Origin of the sequence: Pseudomonas sp. CCC4.1 (assembly GCF_035019225.1) — a bacterium.
GTDB classification, from domain to species: domain Bacteria; phylum Pseudomonadota; class Gammaproteobacteria; order Pseudomonadales; family Pseudomonadaceae; genus Aquipseudomonas; species Aquipseudomonas bubulae.
Genome location: NZ_JASJWL010000023.1, coordinates 42,311 through 68,655, shown reverse-complemented (window position 1 = coordinate 68,655; position 26,345 = coordinate 42,311). Strand labels below are relative to the sequence as shown.

Below are 26,345 nucleotides of genomic sequence, written 5' to 3'. Positions count from 1 at the left end.
CACGCCGCAGTGCCTGATTTCACGACGGCGCCGCCGCCGATCGCAGCCTCGCTCCGCTCCTCAGCGGCTACAGGTTGTGGATGGTTGCGAATTTCAATTGCGGTTTTCAACGACCCTGCACTAACCCGCTACCCCACGCTACCCCCACCGATTCCTTTAACTGTTGCCTTGAGCCAACAGTGAAGGATACCCACGTGAATACAGCCGCTTTACCTTTTCCCCCCATTATCGACGCCCGGTTGGTCCAGGAGGTCGTGGCCAGTCAGTTTGCCTTGCGCCCCAATCTGCGGGTTGTGGTGCGCCAGTTGTTACTTGAGCAACTGAATGCGGCGTTTGCGCCCCAGGTCTTCGATATCTTTCACACCTGGCTGGTGCAAACGGTGGCCCCGGACGGTACTGCCCTTGAGCAGCCCGGCTATCGGCTGCTGAGTAATGTGCTGCTAGAACATATCGCCAGCCAGCAACCGCTGAACTACGACTACTATTCGGACGACGAGTGTTTTATTGGCGTGAGAACCGCCCATTCTCAACTGAGCCAGATCCAGCCCATAAGCCGGGTCGTGCCACTGATGCGCACTGTGGTGCAGGGCTGGCGTGTGGCGCTGCAAAAAGCGCTGCTGGGGTACTGGAATCAACCCGCCGAGGCCGGGCCGAGCCGTCTGATCTGGTTGTCGCGGATCATCCAGGAGCAGTTGCTGGCCACTGCCGAGACCAAGCTAAACCTGAGTGCCCGGCAGCGCGGGGTACTGCGCGCGGTGTTCCGTTACCCCGACCGCCTCGATCGGCACGCTTTGCCTGGCCTTGACAGCACGACCCGGACCTACAGTGTGGCCGCGAAGATTGTGGCCGGGGGCAAGTCCTGGGAGGTGCTGACCCCGGATGTGCTGATTGTGCATCCGCTGAGTGGGGAAAATGGCGTTTTCCACTGCAAGGTGGACGGCAGCATTCAGGCTTATGCGTCCATCAGCCGCTTTACCCAAAGCTGGGGCAGCGATATGGCCGCGCGCTTTGAACTGGACTCTGTCACCCGCGTACTTTATGAGCCTGAAGGCAACCTGGTGCAGGCTCAGGCCCTGTGCCTGCTTGAGCGTCATCTGGATGCAATCATGGCGCCCGAGCCGCCGATGAGTGCAGAGGCCCTGGAGATTCAGGTGCTGGATATTACCGATACCGCGGCCGTATTCAGCGCCACAGAACAGCTCGATCCGCGGGATTTGTCCAGCCTCCACGCCGGACTGCCCGAGTGGCTGCGGCAGGCATCTATAGCGGATCGTTTCGCTTATCGCAGCCATCTGACGGCCCTGGCCAGTGCCAATCAGCAGGCCAATGGCCGTCGTTTTAACGACGATATCCCCAGCCTGCACGATTATACGGCCAATGCCTTGCGTCGGCAGATGGACCGGGACCAGCCACAGGCACCGGGTTATAACCCTGACGAGCTGCTGCTGACATTTATCAACCCGGTGGGGCCGGGAGGAGAGGGCACTGCTGGCACCCTCAACCCTTACACCCTGACCCTGACCGAACTGGCCGTGCAAAATCTCAGGGGCGCAATGAGCCGCCCCCAGCGCATCACCCATGCCAGGGGCCAGTTGATCCAGGACTGGTGGATGACCCCGGACTACGTGCGGCGGCTGATCCAGTCAGTCGATATTGGCCAGACCTACCCGCAATGGATCAGGCGCTGCCTGCTGGATAACCCCGAGCATGCCCGGGAGCGGGAACGCTTGTTTATCGATGAGCTGCGGGTGCACTTACCCTTGCTGGCCCTGGAATGCAAAATCCGCAAGCGCGGCAACTTCACCGAGCGCGGTTATCACTGCGTAAAGGGCTTGATGATGCTCGACCCTGCGTTGCGCAGGATGCCGGGGCAGGTGGTGGTGATCCGACCGCTGGCTTTTATGACGGCGCCCACGGCGCGGCCGGATGTGGTGCGCAATATGTTTGTGATCGGCCCGCAACAGGTATCGGCGGGGCCCCATGTGCTCTACCGGCCCTTGTATGAAGACGCGCTGGTGGAGTATCCGTCCTGGGCCGCACTCGGGGCCGCCATTGTGGCGTCGGGCCCGCTGCAGCAGAGTGTGCTTGACTGGCTGCCCGGCGGTGCCCGGCGTATTTATGAGAACGGTGGCTTTCAACGGGTCCACCAGGCACCGTCATGGGTGTTTGATGAATTTCCCGTGCCCCCTTCATCCCGTCCGGCCCTGATAAGCGACTTTGCCCTCAAGGACGACTTTGGGCATACCTTGTATACCGAGATGGCCCTGGCCCTGAGCGAGCTGGCCGACCGGCAAACCGTCTCCAACAGCAAACGGCGCTGGGCATCACTGATCCAGGGGGGATGGCTGTTGTTCAATACCCTGGTGCCCATGCTCAAATTGCCGTGGGCGCTGCATGCGCTTAACGCGGTGGTGATGACCGTGCTGGCGTTGCAAAGTGATCTGCAAAGCCTGCGCAACCCGGACTCGACCTCCAGGGCGCCGGCGCTGATTGATCTGCTGTTCAATATCGGGCTGGCCCTGTTGTATCTGCGGCCTGAGCAGGTGCAGCTGACGGGCAGAGTGGCCCGACCCGATGATGTGCTGCTGCCCGCCGAGTTTACGCAACGACGCATTGCCCCTGACACCGGGCCGGTGAATGCTGGCGAAATCAGGGAGGGGGTGACTTTCCTGCCGACGGTGCCCGTGGGCAATTATAAAACCCAACTGGATTTTGCCTGGTTCAGTGACCGTTGGGAGCATTTCAAACCTTCGCACCTGGAGTGGCTTGACCGAAATCGCGGTCAATGGTCCGACACGCAAAATAGCTATGTAAGGGAGGGGGTCTATAAGGGCTTGTACGCACTGGACGGCAAATGGCATGCCCTTGTTGAGGACTTTCCCTATCAAGTCGGGATTGATTCTGATGGGGTGTTTCTGGTCAATCCCCGTGATCCCTCGGATAAAGGCCCGCGCATCACCGGTGATGACGCAGGGGTCTGGCGATTCTCCCGGATGGCGGGGCTGCGCGGAGGAGGCGATGTACCCGAGCCTTTGCCCAGAGGAGGGGCCCGTATCAAGCGCATCAATGAGTTGCGCACAAAAATGGCCCAGTACAACGAGCGAGTACCGGCCCTGCAAGCCGAAATGGATGAAGCTACCCGGGCCTATGAGCAACTCGATGCCCAGGGTGCCCCGCCGGCAGCGTGCATCCAGGCGCTGGAGCGCTGCATCAGGGTGATTGAGCAACAGCAACCGCAGTATGTTGCCGTACTGGATCAGCTGCTGCAAAAACATGCACTGCTGGCGGAAGACAATGACCATGTCATTCTGTCGCAGAGTTACAAGAACATGATCCTTCTGACGGCGCATCTGTTTGATTCAAGGGTGACTATCTGCCGCTCTTTGCAAGAGATGCACCCGGAGGTGTTCCGGGACGAGACGCAGGTGGTGGATGCCGCGCTGTTCAAAACGGTGGGGTATCGGGCGGATTGCCTGAAGATTTTCCAACAGCTGGAGGGCGCCGTTAAAGACTTCCAGGCCATGCAGGCTTATCTGGAGAAGCTGCGCGGGGTGCCCAAGTCGGGTTTCAGGGAGGCGCTGGACGCGCGAAGACGTCATATCCGCTATGAGGTTGAGATTGAGGGGCAGACCGTAACCCGTTACCGCTCCGATGTGCTGTGCAGATCCCATCAGCTGGTGGTGCTGCGCGATCTTGTACCGCTGGAGCCGGCGGGGGAAGACCGGCGCGCAGTGGATGAGATTGTCGGGCCGCTGTATTTCAAGGCTAAAAACCAGTCCGAACTTGAAGACGAAACCTTGTTCAGCCACAGCGAACGCCTTGAAATCCTCAATGATGTGCGCGAGCACTATGCCGCGGCTGAAGAGGCGTTGAGCCTTTTCCTGGCGCGACCCGGTATACAACTGGATCAACGCCATGTGGATAATGTTAAAACAGTTATCAAGGCGCTGGACTCCCGGGCCGAGGCCATGCAGCTGGAGCAGGCCAGGGCCCTGCAAGAATGGCTCCCGGCGCAGCCTGGGCCTTCCCGTGTGCCTCAGGCCAGGCGCAAAATTGTGCGCACGCGCAACAAGGGGCTGCTGATCGGCACCGTCAGGGCCAGCCATGCCCAGGGCGAGCCCGAGATTGTCGATATCGGTGAACGGCCTGCGGCGCAGCCACCGGGCGGGATATCGACGAATGTTCTGACCGCCTATAAACAGATGGCTGCGGGTCAATGGGTCGAGCTGCAGACCCCCCAGGTGGCGCTGGTACGACCCTACGGGACGGTCAGGGCCCAGGCGGCCACCCTGTTAAAGCAGGTCAGTGGTGAAATCCATCGAGTAAAAAGCCGCGTCAAGCGCACACAGTTTGCGCCAGAGCTCTATGGCACTCTGGATCGTTTTGCCCATAACCTGGATCGGCTGGTGGCTGAAATCAAGGCCTTGCATCCTGACCTGCTGCCAGTGGGCGCACCCGTGCCCGGCACGCCCGAGGCCTTGATTGCCCGTCTTGAAAGCGCAGCAACCCTGTTACGCAGCGAGGGGCTGAAGATCTTGCGGTCATTGCCGCCGAGCTCGCGCAATGTGGGTTTTTTGCTGGATCTGGGGGAGGTGCAGCTGGTGAAAATCAATCAGCGTATCGCCATGACCGGTGAGCGGCAGGACTTCGTGCAGGAGTATGAAGTGCAGGATCGTGCCGGCCAGGTGCTCTGGTACGCGCATGTGCACTATGCCCAGGCGATTGGCGGTGACAACCACCCCAGAGCGGCCCACTTCAAGCTGCCCGAGCAGCGCATGGACAGCAAAAAAAGCCTGGAGGCCAAGGCCGGGCCCGGTCAGAAAGTGCCCGAGGTGTATTACGGAAAAATCACCGAGGAGTTGTTCAAGGAGCACTTTTTGCCCAAACAGCCCTGATAACGCATCGGGTACGTGGGTTCCAGGCGCAATTGACCTATCATTACGCCTTTCCAACAGGTGATTGATCAATGAGCGATTCAAACCAGACCTTGCGCACAGCCCTTGAAACCAGCGATATGCTGGTGATTGACGGGCTGCATGCCTGGGATTTTTCTCTGGACGATGTGCAGTTGCTCATCAAGTGCATGGACGGGCGCGCGGAAAAACGCTGGCACTTCACCGCGGCGCAGATCGACGCGGCGGTATTTGACCAGGGTTTGCAAAGCTGGACCCTCACCGGTGACTCGGGCGAGCATCGCCTGGTTTGCCTCAGCGCCCTGAGCGCAAACAACGACGACGATGAAGCCGAGGTCGCAGATGAAGTTTAAAACCCTGCCCATGCTGATGGCGCTGAGCGTGGGGGCGATGTCGGCCCAGGCCGAGACTCGCGATGAAGTCGAGCTGTTGGTGGGTTCCTATACCCAGGGCAAAAGCCAGGGCATCTACCGCCTGCAGTTTGACAGTAGCAAGGGGCGTATCACCCCTGAGCCGCTGCAAGTGTTCAAGGCTGCCAACCCGTCGTGGCTGACCCTGTCCAAAGACCAGACCCGTCTGTTTGTGGTCAATGAAAACGGCCAGGGCCAGGCCGATGTTGTCGGGCGCGCCAGTAGCGTGGCGATTGACCCGAAAACCAACGCGCTGACCCTGATCAACCAGGTCAAGACCCTGGGTGAAGAGCCGACCCACTCCAGCCTGAGCGCAGACGAGCGTTATCTGTTTGTCGCCAACTACGGCGTTCATGCTGACCCTGGGGGCAGCCTGGCGGTGTTGCCAATCAATGCCGAAGGTCAGTTGCAGCCCGTGACGCAGATGAGCAGCCACCCGGCCAGCCTGGTCAACCCTGAGCGGCAGATGTCGGCCCATGTGCATTCGGTGGTGTCATCGCCTGACGGCAAGTTTGTCTACGCCAGTGATCTGGGCGCGGACAAGGTGTTTGTCTACCGCTACGACCCGGCCGCCAACCCGGAGCATCCGCTGGTGGTGGCCGACCCGGCATTTGTTGAATTGCCGGCAGGCAGCGGTCCACGTCACCTGTTGTTTTCCAGGGATGGCAAGCACGCTTACCTGACCACTGAAATGAGCGCTCAGGTGTTTGTGTTCGACTATGACAATGGTCGCCTCAAGCAGCGCCAGGCGCTGGAGCTGGCCAAGGGCAAGCCGGCGCAGAACCGTGCGGCCGGTGCCTTGCATGCGTCACAGGACGGCAAGTTCCTGTACGTCAGCAACCGTGGCAAGGCCAATGAAATCCTGGTGTTTGCGATCAATCCGGAGAATGGCGAGCTGACTGAAATCCAGCGCCGCTCGGTGGATGGCGATCACCCGCGGGAGTTTGCCCTGAGCCCCAACGGCAAGTTTTTGCTGATTGCCAACCAGATGAGCAATGCCATTGTGGTGCTGGAGCGCGACCCTGCGACCGGCAAGCTGGGCAAGACCGTACAAACCCTGGCGATGGATGCGCCGTCTGATGTGAAGTTTATCAACCGCCCGTAATCCTGGGCGTGCAGCCTTGTATCAATCGCACTGATAGACGCTAGTGCTGCAATGAATTTCTGCACCAGGGCCCTTGGCGTTAAGTTGGTTTCACGGCCTGAAAAGGCAAGCAAGCCAACTGAATCGTCGAGGGTGCCATGAACTTCAATCTTTTCTCTGTTATTGCGGCTTCCGCCATCTCTGCCACCGTGGCCCTGCCTGCCAGTGCAGCGACGGTGCTCAGTGACAAAAAATCCACGGCTTACACCCAGAAATACCTGCAACAAAGCGCCAATTTCTATGCGGCCCTGGATCATAAAACCCGGGGTTGAGTGATCGCAAAAGGTTTGTAGCCGCTGCCGAGGCACGAGGCTGCGATCGAGGGCGAAGCCGTCGTAGATTCTGTCAATGGGTTGTTTCAGAAACAACCCAGTAACTGGATTGACGAGGACTGCGTCCTCGATCGCAGCCTCGTGCCTCGGCAGCGGCTACAGGTTATGGGCCAGGCTGCTTAAGCCTTATGGGAGAGGGTTGGGGTGAGGGGCTTTTGGCCATCACCGAAGCAAACAACTCCGATGCCAAAAACCGCTCCAGCCAGGCATTCAAGTGCGGCAAGGGCGCTTGCGCAAACCATTCTCGATCGACATGGGCAAACTGCCGCACAAAGGGCGCCAGGGCCACATCGGCCAGACTCAGCGCCTCGCCAGCAAGGAAGGGATGGCGTTCAAGCCGCTGCTCAAGCCCTTGCAAATACTCGACCCCCCGGGCCCGGTAATGCTCCATCGGCTGCTCCGGATAGCGAATGGCGTATTTGTAGCGATCCAGCAGCACCTTGAAGACGCTGTCATTCGCTTCGATCAGCCCCATGTGATCCGCTTGCAACCAGTGGTCCGGGTCATGTTGTGCCAGCGCCCACTGCATAATCTCCAGGCTTTGCTCGATCACCCGGCCATCGGCACAGACCAGCACTGGCACCGTGCCCTTGGGTGAGGCCGCGAGCATTTCGGCCGGCTTGGCCTTGAGGCTGACTTCGACAATCGACAACGGCACTCCGCTGTAGCCCAGGGCCATGCGCGCACGCATGGCATAGGGGCAGCGGCGGAACGAATACAGTACGTGGCGGCTCATTTCACCTCCACGGTGCTCAGGCCATTACCCTGGCGGCGCACCTCAATCTGTACCGGAATACGTTCATGCATTTCCTGCACATGGGAAATCACCCCCACCTTGCGCCCTTGGGCCTGCAGGCCGTCCAGGGCGTCCATGGCCAGTTGCAGCGATTCAGGGTCGAGGCTGCCAAAGCCTTCGTCGATAAACAGCGATTCGATTTTCAGGGTGCTGGAGGCCATCGACGCCAGACCCAGGGCCAGGGCCAGTGATACCAGAAAGGTTTCACCCCCCGACAGTGAATGCACCGAGCGCAATTCATCGCCCATCTCGGTGTCCATCACCAGCAGGCCCAGCATGCTGCCGCCACGTTTGAGGCGGTAGCGGCGTACCAACTGGCGCAGCTGTGCGTTGGCATGGTGCACCAGCAGGTCGAGGTTGTAGGCCTGGGCGATTTTACGGAATTTATCGCCGCTGCCCGAACCGATCAGTTCACTGAGCCGCGCCCAGCGTTGCCATTGGTCATAGGCCTGGGCGATGCGTTGCGCCAGTGCCTGGTTGGCCTGCTGGCGGCGTTGGTCTTCGCTTTGGCGGGCGCGCAGTTCGGCACATTGCTGTTCACTGGCGTTCAACTGCGCGTGCAGTTCCACAAGGGCGTTGTTGAGCGCTTCGGCGTCAAGGTTGCCGTTGGCTTGCGCCTGATGCTGGGCCAGGCGCTGCTCGCGTTCTTGCAGCAAGACGCGGGTTTGCTCGACGGCTTTTTCGCTGTGTTGCAGTTGCTGGCGCAGTTCGCGCACCTGACTGTCGTCGTAGGCCAACAATTGCTGCAGGCGACTATCGTCAAGTTCTGGGTGTTGGGCGCGCCATTGCCCCAGCAGGGTGCCGAGTTGGGCATGTTCCTGTTGCAGGGCTTGCTGGCGCTCTTGCCCGGCCTTGAGCTCGGCCGCCAGTTGCAGCAACTGGTTGGCGGTGGCTTGCAGGGCCTGCTCGGCCTGGGTCTGGGCAGTGCGGGCCTGTTCAACCGCTTGCTCCAGCGCCTGTTGCCACTGCCCGGCGCTGGGGTGGTCGCCGAGCAATGCCTTGAGGCTGTGCTGGCTGGCCTGTTGCTGGACACCCAGGTCATTGACGCTGCGTTGCAGATCGTCCAGTGCCTTGCGGCGATTGGCCTGCAGGTAGTGTTCGCGTTCAATGCTGCTGGCGCGCTCCGCTTGCTCGGCCTGTTCGTCGCGCTGTTGATCGATTTGAGCCAGCCGATCCGCCACTTGCCGGTCCAGGGTCATAAAGCCGGTGGACGGATTTTCGCGCAACGCATCCAGGCTGGCCGGACTCAGCAGGTTGGCAAATTCGTTCAGCTCTTCTTCAAGGCGCTGGCTGTCGGCATTCAGATGCAATTGCTGCTCGGCCAGTTGCTGTGTGGCGAGCTGGCTGGCCTGGGTGCAGCGCTGCACTTGTTGCTGTAAATGCGCCGCCTCTTTTTGCAACGCCAGCAGTACGTTCTGGCGTTGTTCGTCCTGGGTAATGCTGTGTTGCAGTTGATCGAGGCGCAGGCTCAGCCAGTGCCCGCGCTTGCCCGGCTCCTGGGCTAGCCACTGCTCATGGAGCGGGTGGGCCTCAAGGCTCGGTGCGAGCGCCTGCAGTTCTTCAATGATCTGCTGGTGCTGCAAACGCAGCTCCTGGATCTGCGCTTTCAGTGCGCTGAATTGATCGCGCAATTGATCCAGTGTCTGCTTGAGGTCATCGACCGCTTTGCGGGCGTTGCGCTCTTCCAGCTCATCCTGGCGCGACAGGCTTTGCAGCAAGGTTTCGGGCTGGTGATACGGGTGCTCGTGGCTGCCGCATACGGGGCAGGGCTGATCATCCTGCAGTTGTTCGCGCAACTCTTCGACACTGGCACTGCGCGCAAGGCGCTGGCGTTCCAGCAGTTTGCGGGTCACGTCCAGTGCCTGCTCGGCGGCCGCGAAACGGGCTTTGGTCTGGTTGCCTTGCTCGATCAGGGTTTCGCGTTCGGTTTGCAGTGTTTGCAGTTTGGCCTGTAGAGCCTGCAAGCGGCTATCGAGGGTCTGCTGGCTGTTGCTCAGGCGTTGCAGCTCTTCAAAGGCGCGCTGTTGCTGGCGGTTGTCCTTGAGCAGGCTGCCCAGGGTGTGGATCTGTTCGTTGACCGCATGGGGCTCGGCCGCAGCTTCCTGAAACAGGATTTCCAGGCTGTTGCGCAGTTCGTTCAGTTGCTGCGCTGCCTCTTGGGCGCGCAGCTCCAGCCCGGGCAGTTCTTCGCGGCCTTTGGTCAGGCTGTTGCTCAGCAGAACCAGTTTTTGCAGGCGCGGACGGTAGGCGTCCCAGGCAGTGGCCAGGGGCGCCAGTTCACTGCTGCTTTCCAGCTGGGTGGCAATCTGTGCCAGGCGCTCGGTGCCTTGTTGCTGACGCTCAAGCAGGGCATCAAGCGCCTGCTGTCCGGCGTTGCAGGCCTGCTCGGCCTGTTGCTGGAGGCTTTGCTGGGTGCTCAGGGTCAGGGTCAGACGGTCAAGGTTGGCCTGCTCCAGATGGGCTTGCTGCACACGCGGCGCGGCCTCCCGTTGCTGTTCCTGCGCCAGGGAGGCCGCCTGTTTGGCGTTTTCCAGGTCGGCTTGCAGGCGGGCCTGGCGTTGGCTCAGCTCGGTCTGTTGCTGCAGATGGGCGCTGATTTGCTCGGCCAGCGGGCTCAGTTGCTCAGCCAGTTCGGCCAGCCGGGCAAACTGATGGCGTTGCGGCGCCAGGTGTTCCAGCAAGTGCAAGGTCTGGCGCTGTTCGGCCTGGCTGTCCCACAGGGCTTGGGCCTGGTGCAACTGGTCGGCTGCACTCTGTCGCTGTTCTTGCAGCTCGCTCAGGGTTTTGAGCCAGCTGTGCTGCTGCTCAAGTTGCTTGAGCTGGCCTTGCTGATTCTTCAACTGCTGCTGGGCTTGCTCGAAGCGCTGATCCAGTTCGGCGCGGGCCTCGGGTTCCAGCGGGGTGACGCCGACGGCCTGATCCAGCAGGAGTTTGTGCGCCTCTCTGGCCTCTTTGGCCTTGTCGAATGCACGTTTGCCCAGGCGCGTGTAAAGGGCAGTGTCGGTGAGCTTTTCCAGCAGTTCGCTGCGTTCGTTGTCATCGGCCTTGAGAAAGGCGCTGAACTCGCTCTGGGCCAGCATCACCGCACGGGTGAATTGTTCGAAGTTCAAGCCCAGGCGCGCTTCGAGCTGGACTTTGTAATCGCCTTTCTGGCTGGCCAGCAGTTGGTCGCTGTCCAGGTCGCGCAGGCTCTGGCGGCTGGCCTGCAGCTTGCCGGTGGCCTTCTCGCGGGCGCGGTTGGCCTCCCAGCGGGCGCGGTAGCGGCGCCCGTCGATGCCGACAAAGTCCACTTCGGCATAGCCTTCGCCGGTGCCGCGGCGCAGCAGGGTGCGCGGGTCGCCGGTGGCGATTTCACCGTCGGCATCCGGCACCTTGGCATCGCGGCCGGTGTTGTTCAGCCGTGGCACGGCGCCAAACAGGGCCAGGCACAGGGCGTCGAGCAGGGTGCTTTTGCCGGCGCCGGTGGGCCCGGTAATGGCGAAAAGCCCGGCGCTGGCCAAGGGCTCGGCGGTAAAGTCCAGCTCAAAGGGGCCGGCCAGGGAGGCGAGGTTTTTCAGGCGAATGGCGAGAATTTTCATGGTTGTTCACCTTCCAGCTGAACTTCCTGCAGCAATACGGCAAAGTCCTTGAGGGTCTGTTCGTCGGCTTCGCTGCCGTAGCTTTCCTGCCAGGCACGGCTAAACAGTTCCAGGGGGGTGAGCTGGTCGAGTTCGATCAGCCGCGTGGCGTCGTCATCGCCGTGGCGGCTGCCGCTGCCGGCATATTCGGCGGCGATGCGCACCAGGCGCACGGCCTTGCCCTGCAGCGCCGTTTCGATCTGCTGGCGCAAATCGGGCTGCGGTTCGTCGAGTGTGACCCGTACTTCCAGCCAGGGCTGGCGCTGGGTATCGGCGAGCAGGTCGATATCCGCCAGGTCCGCAAGCTGGGCGAGGATGTCAGCCAGCGGCAGCGGGCCGATCCGTTGCAGGTTGACCGCCCGGGGGATCAGCAACGGCTCAACGCTGACCAGGGTTTCGCCTTTGAGGGTGACGTCGAGAATCTGGTGCTGGTAGCCGATTTCCGAGAAGGACAGGGGGATCGGCGAGCCGCAGTAACGGATGCGATCTTCGCTGTTGACCCGCTGCGGTTTGTGCAAATGGCCCAGGGCCACATAGCTGATATCGGGGCCGAACAGGCTGGCGGGCAGGGCTTCGGCATTGCCGATGATCAGGCTGCGCTCGGAGTCTTCGGAGACCGACCCGCCGGCCATGTGCGCGTGGCTGATGGCAATCAGCGCCTGGCCCTTCTTGCGCTTGGCATTGGCGGCCTTGATCAGCCATTCATGGACCTGGCCGATACCGCGCAGGTAGTCGTCCCCCAGGTGCGCGCCGGTGACTTCGGCGGGGCGCAAAAAGGGCAGCGCCAGGCACCAGGCTACTGTCTTGCCCTTGGCATCGGGCAAGGGGATCAGCAGGCGCTCGGCGTCGAGCTGGCCATCGTCGAGCCACAGCACCCGGCCCAGGGCATGGGTGCGCAAGCGGCGCATCAAGGGGGCCGGCAGTTCGATGCGCGAGCCGGAGTCGTGGTTGCCGGCAATCATCACAATGGTCAGCCTGGGCTGTTGCTCGTGGGCACTGACGATAAAGTCGTAAAGCCGTTCCTGGGCTTTGACCGGCGGGTTGACGGTGTCGAAGATGTCCCCGGCTATCAGCAGTACGTCGGGTGTGTGCTCCGCCAGCCGGGCCAGAAGCCAGGATAGAAAACAGGCATGTTCGAAGTCGCGGTCCTGGCCGTGGAGGTTTTGCCCCAGGTGCCAGTCGGAGGTGTGAAACAGGCGCATAACAGAATCCGTTTTCAAAGGGGCAGGCAACCCGCTCGCTCAGGCGGTACACGGGTTGCCCTTAAATTATTTGGGGTACAGCGGTGGCAGGCTGCTCGGCTCGGCGCTGTCTTGCTGCTCGCGCTCGGCGGCAGGAATGCTGCGGATGGCCTTCCACAGTTCCTCGCCTTGCCAGTGCTGGCCGGTTTCGCTGTAGAGCGTACCATTGAGGCCGTCGAGGGCGTCGGACAGCAACACAAAGCGTGCGGCCATGTCGGCCAGGGTTTCGGGTTGCTGCCGGGCCCAGGCATCCAGGGCCTGGCGGGTGGCCTGGGGGTCGTTGGCCAGACAGGCGCGCTTCAGGTCGTCCAGCAGGGTGCGCGGGCTTGGTCCGGTTTGCGCAGCGCGCAGGATTGCCGGTTGCCAGCGGGCACGCCACCACAGGCCCAGACTGGCCAGGGTGGTGAGTGCCAGAAACAGGGTGCTGAGCTGCCAGATCCAGAGTGAGGGCGCTTCGTTCTGCGCCGTTGTGGTGCCACTGACCGGTGTGTCCACAGCCAGATTGGGGTTGGCAGCTGCGAGCAGGGTACGGGCGGGCAGGTACGTGCGCTCCAGATGATCTTCATGGGTGTTCCACCACACCACTTCGACGGCGGGCAATTCAATCTGGCCAACTCGGGTCGGGACCAGTGCTTCGCGCTCTTCGCGGCTGCCGATCAGGCCGTTTTCGGTGATCTGGTTGCTCAGTTGCGCCAGGTCGGGGTAGCGCCGCAGGCCGTTGACGTCGGTGGCGGGCAGGGGCGGCAGTTGGGCGCTGGACAGGCCTTCGGCCTTGAGCGTGAGGGTTCGGGTCAGCGAGTCACCGACCAGCGCATGGTCAGGCTCGGGGTTCCAGGTTTCACTCATGCTCAGGCTGCGCGCGGGTAACCAGGGGGCATTGGCCGGCCAGATGTCGGGCTTGGGCAGCACGTTCAGCGGGATTTCGGCCGAGGTCACGTGCACCATTTTGCCGGGCTTTGGCCCCAGCGGGGCAGGGGCTGTGGCTTGCTGGCTGTCGACCTGGGTGGCGCTGAAGGTTTGCGCCGGGATGATCAGCTCGCCGCTGCGCTGCGGATAGATGCCGTAGCGGCGCTCGATCACACCGTGGCGTACGCCGTTGATCATTTTTTCATAGGTGCGCGACTCGCCCAGCTGCTCGACGATGGCGTCGTCCAGGTGCAGGGCGGTCAGGCTGCTGTCATCGTACAGCGCCACCGAATGGTAAATGCGCACGGTCAGCAGTGCCTGGGCCTGTACATAGACGCCGGGCTGGTCGAGGCTGGCTTCGATAAACACCGGGGCCAGCTGGTTTTCGCTGGCCGCGCTCTGGGTGACGGTGAGGGTGATCGGCTGGCTGTGGTAGTCACCGACTTGCAGCGCCGGGATGATCACCGTGCCGGTCTGCTTGGGTTGCAGGGTGATCATCCAGCGGGTGGTGCCCTTGTTGTCGTCGCTGAGGCTGTTGAGCTGGTTGACCTGGCGGGTACCCCGTACTTCGAACAGGCCGTCCAGCGGGGTCAGGTCGGGCTTGCCGAACTGGGTAACGTCGTCGGATTCCAGGGTCAGTTCGACGGTTTCACCGGAGTTGAGCTGGTCGCGGTCAACGCTGGCGACCAGGCCCAGGGCGTATGCCGGCAAGGTCCAGCAACACAGCAGAAGAAGCAAAACGCAGAGGCGGTTCATTTGGGCGAGTCCTGATGGAGCTGCTGTTCGTACCAGAATTTGCGGCGCAACAATTCGCCGGGGTTGTCGGGGATCTGTCTGAGCCATTGTTCAAGGGCCTGGCGCTGTTCTTCTGCGGTCTGGTTGGCGGTCGGCGCGGGCGCACGGGTGGTGGGTTCGTCGCCAGGTTCGCCGTCGGCGCGCGGGGCAGCGTCGGGGTCGAGCTGCTCGTGGGGCGCCGGCTCGGTGCTGGGGTTGGTGGCCGAGCTGTTGTCTTCATTGTGCAGTGTGCTGCTGGAGGCACCCTGGGCGCTGCTGCTCAGCGGGGTTTCAGACTCGGCTGGCGCAGGCGGCTCGGGGGGCTGTTCGGTTTCGGCTTCGGCGGCGGCTGCAGCGCGCTGCTGCTCAAGCAGTTGCTCGACCAGGGCTTTGTTCTGCGCGGCGGCCTCCAGCTCGGGTTGCAGTTCCAGCGCCTGTTCCCAGGCATCGATGGCCGCTTCCAGCTCACCGTTCATGGCCAGGGCATTGCCGCGATTATAGTGCGCGCTTGCGCTGTTGACTTCGGCAAAACGTCGGGCGGCGCCAGCATAGTCGCCAGCCCGGTACAGGGCCACGCCCTGCCAGAGCGGGTCGCTGAAGTGCTCCACGGCCAGCAGCGGCTTGTTTTGCTGCAACAGGCGCAGGCCCTGTTGGTCGGGGCGCAGCCACAGGTCGGTAAAGCTCATGGCCTGCGCCGGCTGCGGTTGCAGCATAAACAGCAGGGGCAGGCAGAACAGCCAGCCGCGCCGGCCTGCGCAGGCCACCAGCAGCAGAAGGGGCAGCAACAGCCAATAACCCTGGTCGGCCCAGGTATCCAGTTGCAGGGTCTGGCCGTCATTGCGCAGGTTGCGCGGGCCGTCGAGCAGGCCCAGGCCGCGCAGGTCGTTGTCATCCAGACGCGCCTGGCGATAGCGGCCGCCCACATCGAGGGCAAAGGCGCGCAGGCTCGGGCTATCGAGACGCGGCAAGAGAATGGCGCCCTGATCGTCCTTGAGAAACTGCCCGCTTTCATCCACCACGGGCGCGCCCTCGCGACTGCCAATGCCCAGTATCAGCAGTGGCGGTGTATGGCCGCTCAAGGCCTGGCGGATGCCGTTGCGCTCCGGTTCGCTGAGCGATGAGGTGATCAGCAGCAGACGGCCCTGGCCCAGAGCGCTCTGATCCAGCAGTTCAAGGGCTTTGCCAATCGCCAGGTCGGCGCGATGCCCCGGCTGCGGCATGATCGACGGCTTGAGGGCTTCGAGCAGGTTGCGGCTGGTGGCCATGTCATCGGACAGCGGCACCAGGGTATGGGCACTGCCCGCGTAAACGATCACGGCGGTTTGCGCGTCGTTACGGTTTTGCAGCAGGTCGTAGATCTTGCGCCGCGCCTGCTCCAGGCGGTTGGGCGAACTGTCGGTGGCGAGCATTTCGGGGGTCAGTTCGAGCATCACTACCAGCGGGTCTTCGGGTTTTTGCGAGGGCTGCTCGACGCGCTGCCAGCTGGGCCCGAGCAGGGCCAGCAGGGCCAGCAGCCAGCCGAGCCCCAGGGCGATCCACGGCAATTTGCTGCTGCGGCCGGTGCCGCCGCTGAGCAGCACCCGATGAAAAGCGGGCGGCAGGATTTTCTGCCAGCGCCCGGCGCGTTTTTCCCGGTGCCAGCGCTGCCAGAGCAACCAGCCGAGCAGCGGCAGGATCAGCAGCCATTCGGGGCGCAACCAGTGCGGCCAGAGCGTGCTCATCGGCGCCTCCGCAAACGCAGGCGCGTGAGGCGCGCCCGCCAGTCAGGATGTTGCTGCAGAAAATGCTTCTTGCTCAGCCAGCGTTGCAGCGGGTTGTTGGGCCACAGTTCGCGGATCACCAGCAGCACGCTGAGCAACAGGGCCACGGCCAGCGGCCAGTTGTAGAGTGCCTGGGCCGGGCGCGCCTGGGTCGGTTGCTGGGCCACGGGCTCCAACTGGTCGAGGGTGTCCTTGATGGCCGCCAGTTCACCGCCGTTGCGGGCGCGGAAGTAGCGGCCACCGGTGACTTTGGCGATCTCTTCGAGCGCCGGTTCATCTAGGTCGACCCCGGGGTTGATGGTGAACATGCCCTTGCTGCTGTCGTCGGGGTCGGCGCCGATGCCGATGGGGTAGATTTTGACCCCTTCTTCGGCCGCCAGGCGGGCGGCGGTCAGCGGGTCGATCTGCCCGCCATTGTTGGCGCCATCGGTAATCAGGATCAGCACCCGGCTTTGAGCCGGGCGTTGGCGCAGGCGCTTGAGGGCCAGGCCGATGGCGTCGCCGATGGCGGTGTTTTTACCGGCGATGCCGATGCGTGCTTCGTCGAGCCAGGTGCGCACGGTGTGACGGTCAAAAGTCAGCGGCGCTTGCAGGTAAGCCTGGCTGCCGAACAGGATCAGGCCAACGCGGTCGCCTTCACGGTTTTCCAGAAACTCGCCGAGCAGGTTTTTGACCAGGTCCAGGCGGGTTACGTCTTCACCCTGCCATTGCATGTCGGGGTAATCCATCGACCCCGAGACATCCACCGCCACCAGCAAATCACGGCCGCTGGCAGCAATAGGCAGCGGCTCGCCCAGCCATTGCGGGCGGGCAGCCGCCGTCAGCAACAGCAACCAGAGCACGATATGAGGGATTTGCTGGCGCCAGGAAGGCAGGTTGGCGCGGGCCTTGCGTCGGGTCAGTTGCTCAAGGTCACTCAAGAAACTGACCTGCAGCGCCGCCTCGCCGCTGTCGGCAGGCGGCAGCACCAGGCGCATCAACCAGGGCAGGGGCAGCAGGACGAAGATCCACGGCCAGGCAAATTCAAACATGTTTGCGAATCCAGGTTTCAACCGCTTGATTGAGCCCGGCAATGGCTTTGTCGTCGAGCTTGCACTCGGGTTTGTAGGCGCCTTCAACCAACACCATCCAGCGGGTCAAACCGGCAGCCGGGCAGCGGTTGTCGAGAAACGCCAGCCACTTGCGACCATTGAGGGTGTGGCTCTGGTTGTAGGGGTAGTGGTTGCGGCACAGGCGCTTGAGCAGGCCGTTGAGCTGTTGCAACCAGGCGCCGGCCGGTGCGCCGTCGTAGGGTTTGGGGAACCGTGCCAGCTCTTCTAGGGCGGCCAGGCGCACCGGGTCGAGGGGTTGTTCGACGCGGCTTGGCAGGCGTTTGGCCGGCAGGTAGCGGCGCAGCCACCACAGGCCCCAACCCAGCGCGGGCAGCACAATCAGCAGCAGCCACCAGCCCGGTGCCGGCGGCCAGATACCGATTTCGGGCGGTGTGATCAAGGGTTGCAGTTGCTCAAGTTGTTTCATGAGGCTTTGCCGGGGCGTTTGGCGTTGAGGTATTCACGCAGTTGTTCGACCATTTCACTTTGGGTGCTGAGCGGCATCAACACAACCCGCAGCTTTTGCGCCAGCAGTTCCCAGCGGGCGATGCGGGCTTCGCCCTGGGCGCGGTAGGCCTGACGCAAATCATAATTGAGCGTATCCAGTTCCAGCTGCGCACCGCCCTCGGCAAAGCGCAGCAGCCCGGCCGCGGGCAGGGCGTGGTCCAGCGGGTCGGACAGGGGCAGCAGCATCAGGTCACAGTGGCGTGACAACAGGCTCAATTGCTGCTCGGCGGCGTCGGTGAGGCCGCGCTCATCGCAGATCACGATCACCAGGCTGCCGGGGCGCAGCACTTCACGGGCGCGGATCAGGGCCATGCCCAGCGCGTCGCGGTCCGATTGTACCTCGGTGTGCAGCGACTGGTTGACCCGCACCAGGCGGTTAAGCAACTGCAACAGGCTCTGCTTGCTGCGCCGTGGTTTGATTTCATAGTGTTCATGGTCGCCAAATACCAGCCCGCCAACGCGATCGTTATGGCCCAGTGCAGCCCAGCCGATCAGGCTGGCGGCCTGGGCGGCGAGCACCGATTTGAACATCAGCCCCGAGCCGAAAAACAGCCGCCGGCTTTGTTCGGCGAGGATAAAGATCGGCCGCTCCCGTTCCTCATGGAACATCTTGGTGTGAGGTTCCTGGGTGCGTGCGGTGACGCGCCAGTCGATGGTGCGCACATCGTCACCGGCCTGATAGACCCGCACCTGATCGAAATCGACCCCGCGCCCGCGCAGTTTCGAATGATGCAAACCCACCAGCGGGCTGCGCTGGCTGGGCGAGGAGAACAGCTGCACCTCGCGCACCCGGTGGCGCATCTCGATCAGTTGCGCAAGGGTGACGCGGATGCCGGGTTCGGCGGGCAGGGGGGTGTTCATCGGTCAGGCAACGGCCACGACGTCGAGGATACGCTGGACCACGCGGTCCTGGTCGATTCCGGCAGCCTCGGCTTCAAAGGACAGGATGATGCGATGGCGCAGCACGTCGAACAGCACGGCCTGGATATCTTCGGGGCTGACAAAATCGCGCCCGGCCAGCCAGGCGTGGGCCCGTGCGCAGCGGTCCAGGGCAATCGAGCCGCGGGGGCTGGCGCCGTAGGCGATCCACTCGGCCATTTCCGGATCGAATTTGCCCGGGGTGCGGGTGGCCATCACCAACTGCACCAGGTATTCCTCCACGGCATCAGCCATATACAGGCCGAGGATTTCCTTGCGCGCGGCGAAGATGGCTTGCTGGCTGACCCGGCGTTCGGGCTTGGTCTCGCCGTTGAGCGCCTCGCCGCGGGCCTGCTGGAGGATGCGGCGTTCGACGGCGGCGTCCGGGAAGCCGATTTTAACGTGCATCAGAAAACGGTCGAGCTGGGCCTCGGGCAGCGGGTAGGTGCCTTCCTGCTCGATGGGGTTTTGCGTGGCCATCACCAGAAACAGCGGTGACAGCTCATAGGTACTGCGCCCGACACTGACCTGGCGTTCGGCCATGGCTTCGAGCAGCGCCGATTGCACCTTGGCCGGGGCGCGGTTGATTTCATCGGCCAGCACCAGGTTGTGGAAGATCGGCCCTTGTTGAAACACGAAACTGCCGGTTTCGGGGCGATAGATCTCGGTGCCGGTGATGTCGGCAGGCAACAGGTCGGGGGTGAACTGGATGCGATGGAACTGCGCTTCGATGCCTTCTGCCAGCTCCTTGATAGCCTTGGTCTTGGCCAGGCCGGGTGCGCCTTCGACCAACATATGGCCGTCAGCGAGCAGCGCGATCAGCAGGCGGTCGATCAACTTTTCCTGACCGAGGATCTGGGTTGAAAGAAAGGTTCGCAGCGCCAATAGCGCTTCACGATGTTCCATCGATGACTGTTCCTGAAAAGGACACCGGAGACGTAAGAATTACGCCGGGGTTGGGGGCGTTACTTTAATCCATTGGAGGCCTTGCGGACTAATGGCGGTTGGGATTTTTGTAGGAAAAATCTTAAATGTGCGGGTTGTTGAGAATGGTGCTCATCTGTGCGGAGTTCTTGTAGTCGCTGAGGAGCGAAGCAACTACAGATTTCGCTACCCATCCGCATGTAGCCGCTTACGAGTAGAACGAGGCTGCGATCGAGATGGTGCGCCACTGCGACGTAGCGGTCGCAAATCCGCAACACGCGGTATACCTGAATAACCGCAGATGCTGACTTTACGGCTGCTGCACAGCCGGACGCAGCCTCGCTACGCTCCTCAGCGGCTACAGGAAAAACTGCAACTGTGGGAGCGAGCCTGCTCGCGAAGGTCGTTCGCGAGCAGGGAGGGTTGACCGGCAATAGAGTATAAGGTTACAGACCATAAAAACTGCGGGCGTTGTGCCATAGGGCTTTGTGCGCGCCGTCTTCGCCCAGGGCATCTGCCAGCAGGGTAATGTCGCTGGCCTCGAATCCACGGGGGGCGCGAGTCGAGGGCAGGTCGCTGCCAAACATCAGTACATCGGGGTTGCTGCTGTGAATCTGCTGCAGCACGGGGGCTACGGCAAAATCAACCCGGCCAAAGCCGCAGGCCTTGATCCGTACACCGTGCTCTGCCAGGCGCAGCAGGCTGGGCAGGCCTTCATGGCTTAACCCAAGATGGTCGATGCTCAGCGCGGGCAGGCGCCGCAAACGGTCCTCCAGCCCTGCCAGCTCCCGTGAGTCGATATACAGCTCCGAATGCCAGCCCACTTGCTCATGCACGCGCATGGCCAGTGATTCGAGCTGGTCAAGTTGCTCGCAACCACCGCGCTTGAGGTTAAACCGCAGACCGCGCACGCCGTGGCCATGCAGGCTTGCCAGTTCGGCATCGGTGACACTGGCGGGCAACTGGGTCACGCCTACAAACTCCGGCCCCAGGCGTTTGAGTGCCGCGATCAGGTAGCTCTGGTCATAGCCCTGGAAGGAACCCGATACCACCGCGCCGCCCACGATACCCAGGGGTGTGGCCCGGGCCAGGTAATCATCGACACTGAAAAAATCGGGTACATAACCCTCGTTGGCAATCAGCGGGTAAGTACTGTCGATGATATGGCAGTGGGCATCGAAGATCGGGGGCATGGTGGTGAGCTCCAGTGGAAATGCATGACTGTGGGCGCGAGCCTGCTCGCGATGGTATCAGTGCGCTGGGCCAGACAGATCGCATCGCCTGCATCGCGAGCAGGCTCGCTCCCACAATGTGCCCTGCAAGATTCCCTTCCTCATGGAGGATTAATTCAGCTCGCTGATATAGGTGCCGGTGCCCTTGAGGATGTTCTGCAGGGTCAGTTCAACTTCAGCCAGGTCAGCGGCGGCGGTGCTGTGAAGGATTTCCAGATGGTCATCGCCCTTGAGCACATCAGTATCCCCTGCGCCGATTTCGATCAGCAGGCGGGTAGGGCTCAGGGTGACTTTTACCCCGTCCAGGGTCGATGGTTCGTCCTCGAGGGTGATTTCCAGCTCGTCTTCGTCAGGGTAGCGGGTCATCAGAAACATCTCGCCCCCATTGGTGTGGCAACACAGCATCGCCATGTTGTCTTCTTCGTCGTCGCACGGGTTGGCGAGCAGGTGGTCGGTGGTCATTCGCATGGGTAATTCCTGGCGCTCTGGGCGCGGCTAGGTCGATCAGAGGCCAATTTTGCCAGCCTGAACCGATTTGTGCAGGTTTGAATGGAACAACAGGGTAAATGGTCAGTCATTTCTGCTACTGGCTATAGAAACTAAGGCGCTTTTATGAAGGTTTTTCGTTCCCCCGATGCTAGGGTTGTTCAGAGGTCGCGCTTGCTGTTGCGTCCCGATGACCGAATATGTCTCCGCACCGTAAGCAGGCCGTGCAGCTCAATCGTTAAGCTGCGCGGTGATTGTTATCTCTAAAGACACAGCCTGTTCAGCCGGCAGTCGTTTTTGTAGATCACCATCCTTGCAGGTGAATGTGACCCGTGGGTCACGGCCAGCTTCACCTCCTCACGCGGGAATAACACGCGACGCTTCTCTCAATAACAAGCCCAAGCGGAGTACCACAGATGGCGTTCTTCACCGCAGCCAGCAAAGCCGACTTCCAGCATCAACTGCAAGCAGCACTGGCGCAGCACATCAGTGAACAGGCACTGCCACAAGTGGCGCTGTTCGCTGAGCAATTCTTCGGCATCATTTCTCTGGATGAACTTACACAGCGGCGCATGTCCGACCTCGCGGGCTGCACGCTGTCGGCATGGCGCCTGCTGGAGCGCTTCGACCCGGCCCAGCCGCAAGTGCGGGTGTTCAACCCCGACTACGAACGCCACGGCTGGCAGTCCACCCACACCGCGGTTGAAGTACTGCACCACGACCTGCCGTTTCTGGTGGACTCGGTGCGTACCGAGCTGAACCGTCGTGGTTACAGCATCCATACCCTGCAAACCACAGTGTTGAGCGTGCGTCGCGGCGCCAAAGGCGAGCTGCTGGAAATCCTGCCCAAGGGCAGCACGGGGGAAGGCGTCTCGCAAGAGTCGCTGATGTACCTGGAAATCGATCGCTGCGCCCACGCCGCCGAATTGAATGTGCTGAGCAAGGAGCTGGAGCAGGTTCTGGGTGAAGTGCGGGTCGCCGTGGCTGACTTTGAGCCGATGAAGGCCAAGGTGCAGGAGCTGCTGGCCAGTGCCGACCACTGCCAGTACGCCGTCGATGCCGATGAGAAAGCCGAAGTCAAAAGCTTCCTGGAATGGCTGGTGGGTAACCACTTCACCTTCCTGGGCTACGAAGAATTTGTGGTACGTGATGAGGCGGATGGCGGGCATATTGAATATGACGCCGACTCCTTCCTCGGTCTGACCAAACTGTTGCGAGCGGGCCTGACTGCCGAAGATCTGCGTATCGAAGATTACGCCGTCAGCTACCTGCGCATGCCGACCCTGTTGTCGTTCGCCAAGGCCGCACACCCGAGCCGCGTGCATCGCCCGGCTTACCCGGACTATGTGTCGATCCGCCAGATCGATGCCGATGGCAAGGTCATCAAGGAATGCCGCTTTATGGGGCTGTACACCTCTTCGGTGTATGGCGAGAGCGTGCGAGTGATCCCGTATATCCGCCGCAAGGTGGCGGAGATCGAGCGTCGCTCGGGCTTCCAGGCCAAGGCGCACCTGGGCAAGGAATTGGCCCAGGTGGTGGAAGTGCTGCCCCGTGACGACCTGTTCCAGACCCCGGTGGATGAGCTGTTCACCACCGTGATGTCGATTGTGCAGATCCAGGAGCGCAACAAGATTCGCGTGTTCCTGCGCAAAGACCCGTATGGCCGCTTCTGCTACTGCCTGGCTTATGTGCCGCGTGATATCTACTCCACCGAAGTGCGGCAGAAAATCCAGCAGGTGCTGATGGAGCGCCTGCAGGCTTCGGATTGCGAATTCTGGACCTTCTTCTCGGAATCGGTGCTGGCCCGTGTGCAGCTGATTTTGCGGGTTGATCCAAAAAACCGCATCGATATCGACCCGTTGCTGCTGGAAAAAGAAGTCATCCAGGCTTGCCGCAGCTGGCAGGACGACTACGCCAGCCTGGTGGTCGAGAGCTTCGGTGAGGCCAACGGCACCAAGGTGCTGGCCGACTTCCCGAAAGGCTTCCCGGCAGGTTACCGCGAGCGCTTTGCTGCGCACTCGGCCGTGGTCGACATGCAGCATTTGATGAGCCTGAGCGAAAAAAACCCGCTGGTAATGAGCTTCTACCAGCCGCTGGGGCAAAGCGCCGGTCAGGAACTGCATTGCAAGCTGTACCACGCCGACACGCCGCTGGCCCTGTCCGACGTGCTGCCGATTCTGGAAAACCTCGGCCTGCGTGTGCTGGGCGAGTTCCCGTACCGTTTGCGGCACGCCAACGGTCGCGAATTCTGGATCCATGATTTCGCCTTTACCGCTGGCGAAGGCTTGAACCTGGATATCCAGCAACTCAACGACACGCTGCAGGATGCGTTCGTGCATATCGTGCGCGGCGATGCCGAGAACGATGCCTTCAACCGCCTGGTACTGACTGCCGGCCTGCCATGGCGCGACGTGGCGCTGCTGCGTGCCTACGCGCGTTATCTGAAGCAGATTCGCCTGGGTTTTGACCTGGGTTATATCGCCAGCACCCTGAACAACCACACCGACATCGCCCGTGAGTTGACCCGGCTGTTCAAGACCCGCTTCTATCTGGCGCGCAAGCTGACGGCGGAAGACCTCGAAGACAAGCAACTGCGTCTGGAACAGGCGATCCTGACGGCCCTGGACGATGTTCAGGTGCTCAACGAAGACCGTATCCTGCGTCGTTACCTGGACTTAATCAAAGCCACGTTGCGCACCAACTTCTATCAGCCTGATGGCAACGGTCACAACCGTTCGTACTTCAGCTTCAAGTTCAACCCGCACCTGATTCCCGAGCTGCCAAGGCCGGTGCCGAAGTTTGAAATCTTCGTCTACTCGCCTCGGGTTGAAGGCGTGCACTTGCGCTTCGGCAACGTGGCCCGTGGCGGCTTGCGCTGGTCGGACCGTGAAGAAGACTTCCGCACCGAAGTGCTGGGCCTGGTAAAAGCCCAGCAAGTGAAAAACTCGGTCATTGTGCCGGTGGGTGCCAAGGGCGGTTTCGTGCCGCGTCGCCTGCCATTGGGCGGCGGTCGTGACGAGATCCAGGCCGAGGCGATTGCCTGCTACCGGATCTTTATTTCCGGCTTGCTGGACATCACCGACAACCTCAAGGACGGCGCGCTGGTACCGCCGTTGAACGTGGTCCGTCACGATGAGGATGACCCCTACCTGGTGGTGGCTGCCGACAAGGGCACCGCAACCTTCTCCGATATTGCCAACGGTATTGCCATTGATTACGGCTTCTGGCTGGGCGATGCGTTTGCCTCGGGCGGCTCGGCCGGTTATGACCATAAAAAGATGGGCATTACCGCCAAGGGTGCCTGGGTTGGCGTGCAGCGCCACTTCAAGGAACGCGGAATCAACGTCCAGCAGGACAGCATCAGTGTGGTCGGCATCGGTGATATGGCCGGTGATGTGTTCGGCAACGGCCTGTTGATGTCCGACAAGCTGCAGCTGGTCGCGGCGTTCAACCACCTGCATATCTTTATCGACCCGAATCCGGAGCCTGCCAATAGCTTCGCCGAGCGTCAGCGCCTGTTTGACCTGCCGCGTTCGGCCTGGTCGGACTACGACACCGGCATCATGTCGGCGGGCGGCGGGATCTTCTCGCGCAGCGCGAAAAGCATCGCCATCTCCCCGCAGATGAAAGAACGCTTCGCGATTAACGCTGACAGGCTGACCCCCACCGAACTGCTTAATGCCTTGCTCAAGGCACCGGTGGACTTGCTGTGGAACGGCGGTATCGGTACCTACGTCAAGGCCAGCAGCGAAAGCCACGCCGATGTCGGCGACAAGGCCAACGATGCATTGCGTGTCAACGGCAATGAGCTGCGCTGCAAGGTGGTGGGCGAGGGCGGCAACCTGGGCATGACCCAGCTGGGCCGTGTCGAGTTCAACCTCAATGGCGGCGGCTCCAACACCGACTTTATCGATAATGCCGGCGGCGTGGACTGCTCTGACCACGAAGTGAATATCAAGATCCTGCTCAATGAAGTGGTGCAGGCCGGCGATATGACCGAGAAGCAGCGCAACCAGTTGCTGGGCAGCATGACCGACGAAGTGGGCGGTCTGGTGCTGGGCAACAACTACAAGCAGACCCAGGCCATTTCCCTGGCGGCACGCAAGGCGTATGAGCGGATTGCCGAATACAAGCGCCTGATGAACGATCTGGAAGCCCGTGGCAAGCTGGACCGAGCCATCGAGTTCCTGCCGTCCGAAGAGCAGCTCAACGAGCGCGTGGCGGCCGGTCACGGCCTGACCCGTGCCGAGCTGTCGGTGTTGATCTCGTACAGCAAGATCGATCTCAAGGAAGCCCTGCTCAACTCCCGGGTACCGGATGACGACTATCTGACCCGTGACATGGAAACTGCGTTCCCGCCGATGCTGGTCAGCAAGTTTGCCGAAGCCATGCGTCGCCACCGTCTGAAGCGTGAAATCGTCAGCACCCAGATTGCCAATGATCTGGTCAACCATATGGGCATCACCTTTGTCGAACGTCTGAAAGAGTCGACGGGTATGAGCGCTGCCAACGTGGCGGGTGCCTATGTCATCGTGCGTGATATTTTCCACCTGCCGCACTGGTTCCGGCAGATCGAGGCGCTGGATTATCAGGTGGCGGCTGAAGTCCAGCTGGCGCTGATGGATGAGCTGATGCGTCTGGGTCGCCGTGCGACGCGCTGGTTCCTGCGCAGCCGTCGTAACGAGCTGGATGCTGCACGGGATGTGGCCCATTTCGGCCCGCATCTGGCGGCGTTGGGGCTCAAACTCGATGAACTGCTGGAAGGGCCGACCCGCGAAGGCTGGCAGACCCGCTATCAGGCTTACGTCGAGGCTGGCGTGCCGGAGTTGCTGGCGCGCATGGTGGCGGGTACCACGCACCTGTATACCCTGTTGCCGATTATCGAGGCTTCGGATGTTACCGGGCAAAATGCTGCGGACGTGGCCAAGACGTACTTTGCCGTAGGCAGCGCACTGGACCTGACCTGGTACTTGCAGCAGATCAGCAACCTGCCGGTGGAGAACAACTGGCAGGCCCTGGCCCGCGAAGCGTTCCGTGACGATATCGACTGGCAGCAGCGGGCAATTACCATTTCGGTGCTGCAGATGACCGATGCCGGGGAGAGTATCGAGGCACGGCTGGCGCTGTGGCTTGAGCAGAACCACACCATGGTTGAGCGCTGGCGCGCGATGCTGGTGGACCTGCGTGCCGCCACCGGCAACGACTATGCGATGTACGCGGTGGCCAACCGCGAACTGCTGGACCTGGCGTTGAGCGGTCAATCAGGGCTCTGACAGCCTGAGTTGCAAAACAAA

Annotated in this window: 16 protein-coding genes; 5 read left to right on the top strand and 11 right to left on the bottom strand. The window is 61.8% G+C overall.

Features of this window, described 5'->3' with window-relative positions; translation table 11 throughout:
- Positions 1 to 194: 194 nt before the first annotated feature.
- The 4 genes from QN377_RS11810 (at position 195) to QN377_RS11795 (ending at position 6,739) form a co-directional block, all read left to right on the top strand.
- The gene (locus tag QN377_RS11810; RefSeq protein WP_323567628.1) at positions 195 to 4,895 is read left to right on the top strand and encodes a dermonecrotic toxin domain-containing protein; all 4,701 of its coding nucleotides are present in this window, start codon (positions 195 to 197) and stop codon (positions 4,893 to 4,895) included.
- 71 nt (positions 4,896 to 4,966) lie between these two features.
- Positions 4,967 to 5,266: a DUF5629 family protein gene (locus tag QN377_RS11805; protein WP_153380935.1), complete on the top strand. Its 300-nt coding sequence runs from the start codon at positions 4,967 to 4,969 to the stop codon at positions 5,264 to 5,266.
- Positions 5,256 to 6,428, top strand: a complete 1,173-nt coding sequence (locus tag QN377_RS11800) for a lactonase family protein (protein WP_237148813.1) — start codon at positions 5,256 to 5,258, stop codon at positions 6,426 to 6,428. Before QN377_RS11805 ends, QN377_RS11800 begins: the two co-directional genes overlap by 11 nt.
- Positions 6,429 to 6,565: 137 nt before the next feature.
- Positions 6,566 to 6,739: a hypothetical protein gene (locus tag QN377_RS11795; protein WP_176464843.1), complete on the top strand. Its 174-nt coding sequence runs from the start codon at positions 6,566 to 6,568 to the stop codon at positions 6,737 to 6,739.
- Positions 6,740 to 6,902: 163 nt separating this feature from the next.
- Here QN377_RS11795 and QN377_RS11790 read toward each other — a convergent pair whose 3' ends face one another.
- The 11 genes from QN377_RS11790 to QN377_RS11740 all read right to left on the bottom strand — a co-directional run bounded on the left by QN377_RS11790 (position 6,903) and on the right by QN377_RS11740 (position 21,033).
- A complete protein-coding gene (locus tag QN377_RS11790; protein ID WP_322213067.1) occupies positions 6,903 to 7,535 on the bottom strand; it encodes a glutathione S-transferase in 633 nt (210 codons plus the stop codon).
- On the bottom strand, positions 7,532 to 11,173 hold the full coding sequence (locus QN377_RS11785; protein WP_322213066.1) for an AAA family ATPase: 3,642 nt from the start codon (positions 11,171 to 11,173) through the stop codon (positions 7,532 to 7,534). Before QN377_RS11785 ends, QN377_RS11790 begins: the two co-directional genes overlap by 4 nt.
- Positions 11,170 to 12,414 (bottom strand): exonuclease SbcCD subunit D C-terminal domain-containing protein, encoded by a 1,245-nt coding sequence (locus QN377_RS11780; RefSeq protein ID WP_322213064.1) that lies wholly within the window; start codon positions 12,412 to 12,414, stop codon positions 11,170 to 11,172. The genes QN377_RS11785 and QN377_RS11780 overlap by 4 nt, the downstream gene beginning before the upstream one ends.
- Before the next feature lie 66 nt (positions 12,415 to 12,480).
- Positions 12,481 to 14,115, bottom strand: a complete 1,635-nt coding sequence (locus QN377_RS11775; protein WP_322213062.1) for a BatD family protein — start codon at positions 14,113 to 14,115, stop codon at positions 12,481 to 12,483.
- Complete coding sequence (locus QN377_RS11770) at positions 14,112 to 15,854, bottom strand: VWA domain-containing protein (RefSeq protein ID WP_322213061.1); 1,743 nt, start codon at positions 15,852 to 15,854, stop codon at positions 14,112 to 14,114. The genes QN377_RS11775 and QN377_RS11770 overlap by 4 nt, the downstream gene beginning before the upstream one ends.
- Complete coding sequence (locus QN377_RS11765) at positions 15,851 to 16,924, bottom strand: vWA domain-containing protein (protein WP_237148807.1); 1,074 nt, start codon at positions 16,922 to 16,924, stop codon at positions 15,851 to 15,853. Before QN377_RS11765 ends, QN377_RS11770 begins: the two co-directional genes overlap by 4 nt.
- Positions 16,917 to 17,411, bottom strand: a complete 495-nt coding sequence (locus QN377_RS11760; protein ID WP_322213060.1) for a DUF4381 domain-containing protein — start codon at positions 17,409 to 17,411, stop codon at positions 16,917 to 16,919. The genes QN377_RS11765 and QN377_RS11760 overlap by 8 nt, the downstream gene beginning before the upstream one ends.
- A complete protein-coding gene (locus tag QN377_RS11755; RefSeq protein ID WP_235574566.1) occupies positions 17,408 to 18,352 on the bottom strand; it encodes a DUF58 domain-containing protein in 945 nt (314 codons plus the stop codon). Before QN377_RS11755 ends, QN377_RS11760 begins: the two co-directional genes overlap by 4 nt.
- Positions 18,353 to 18,355: 3 nt before the next feature.
- Positions 18,356 to 19,315, bottom strand: coding sequence for an AAA family ATPase (locus QN377_RS11750; RefSeq protein ID WP_016780594.1), 960 nt, complete (start codon positions 19,313 to 19,315; stop codon positions 18,356 to 18,358).
- 464 nt (positions 19,316 to 19,779) lie between these two features.
- Positions 19,780 to 20,526: an amidohydrolase family protein gene (locus tag QN377_RS11745; protein ID WP_322213058.1), complete on the bottom strand. Its 747-nt coding sequence runs from the start codon at positions 20,524 to 20,526 to the stop codon at positions 19,780 to 19,782.
- Positions 20,527 to 20,676: 150 nt separating this feature from the next.
- A complete protein-coding gene (locus QN377_RS11740) occupies positions 20,677 to 21,033 on the bottom strand; it encodes a hypothetical protein (protein WP_322213057.1) in 357 nt (118 codons plus the stop codon).
- Between the two features lie 434 nt (positions 21,034 to 21,467).
- Here QN377_RS11740 and QN377_RS11735 point away from each other — a divergent pair, with 434 nt between their 5' ends.
- Positions 21,468 to 26,324, top strand: a complete 4,857-nt coding sequence (locus QN377_RS11735; protein WP_323567627.1) for an NAD-glutamate dehydrogenase — start codon at positions 21,468 to 21,470, stop codon at positions 26,322 to 26,324.
- Positions 26,325 to 26,345 lie beyond the last annotated feature (21 nt).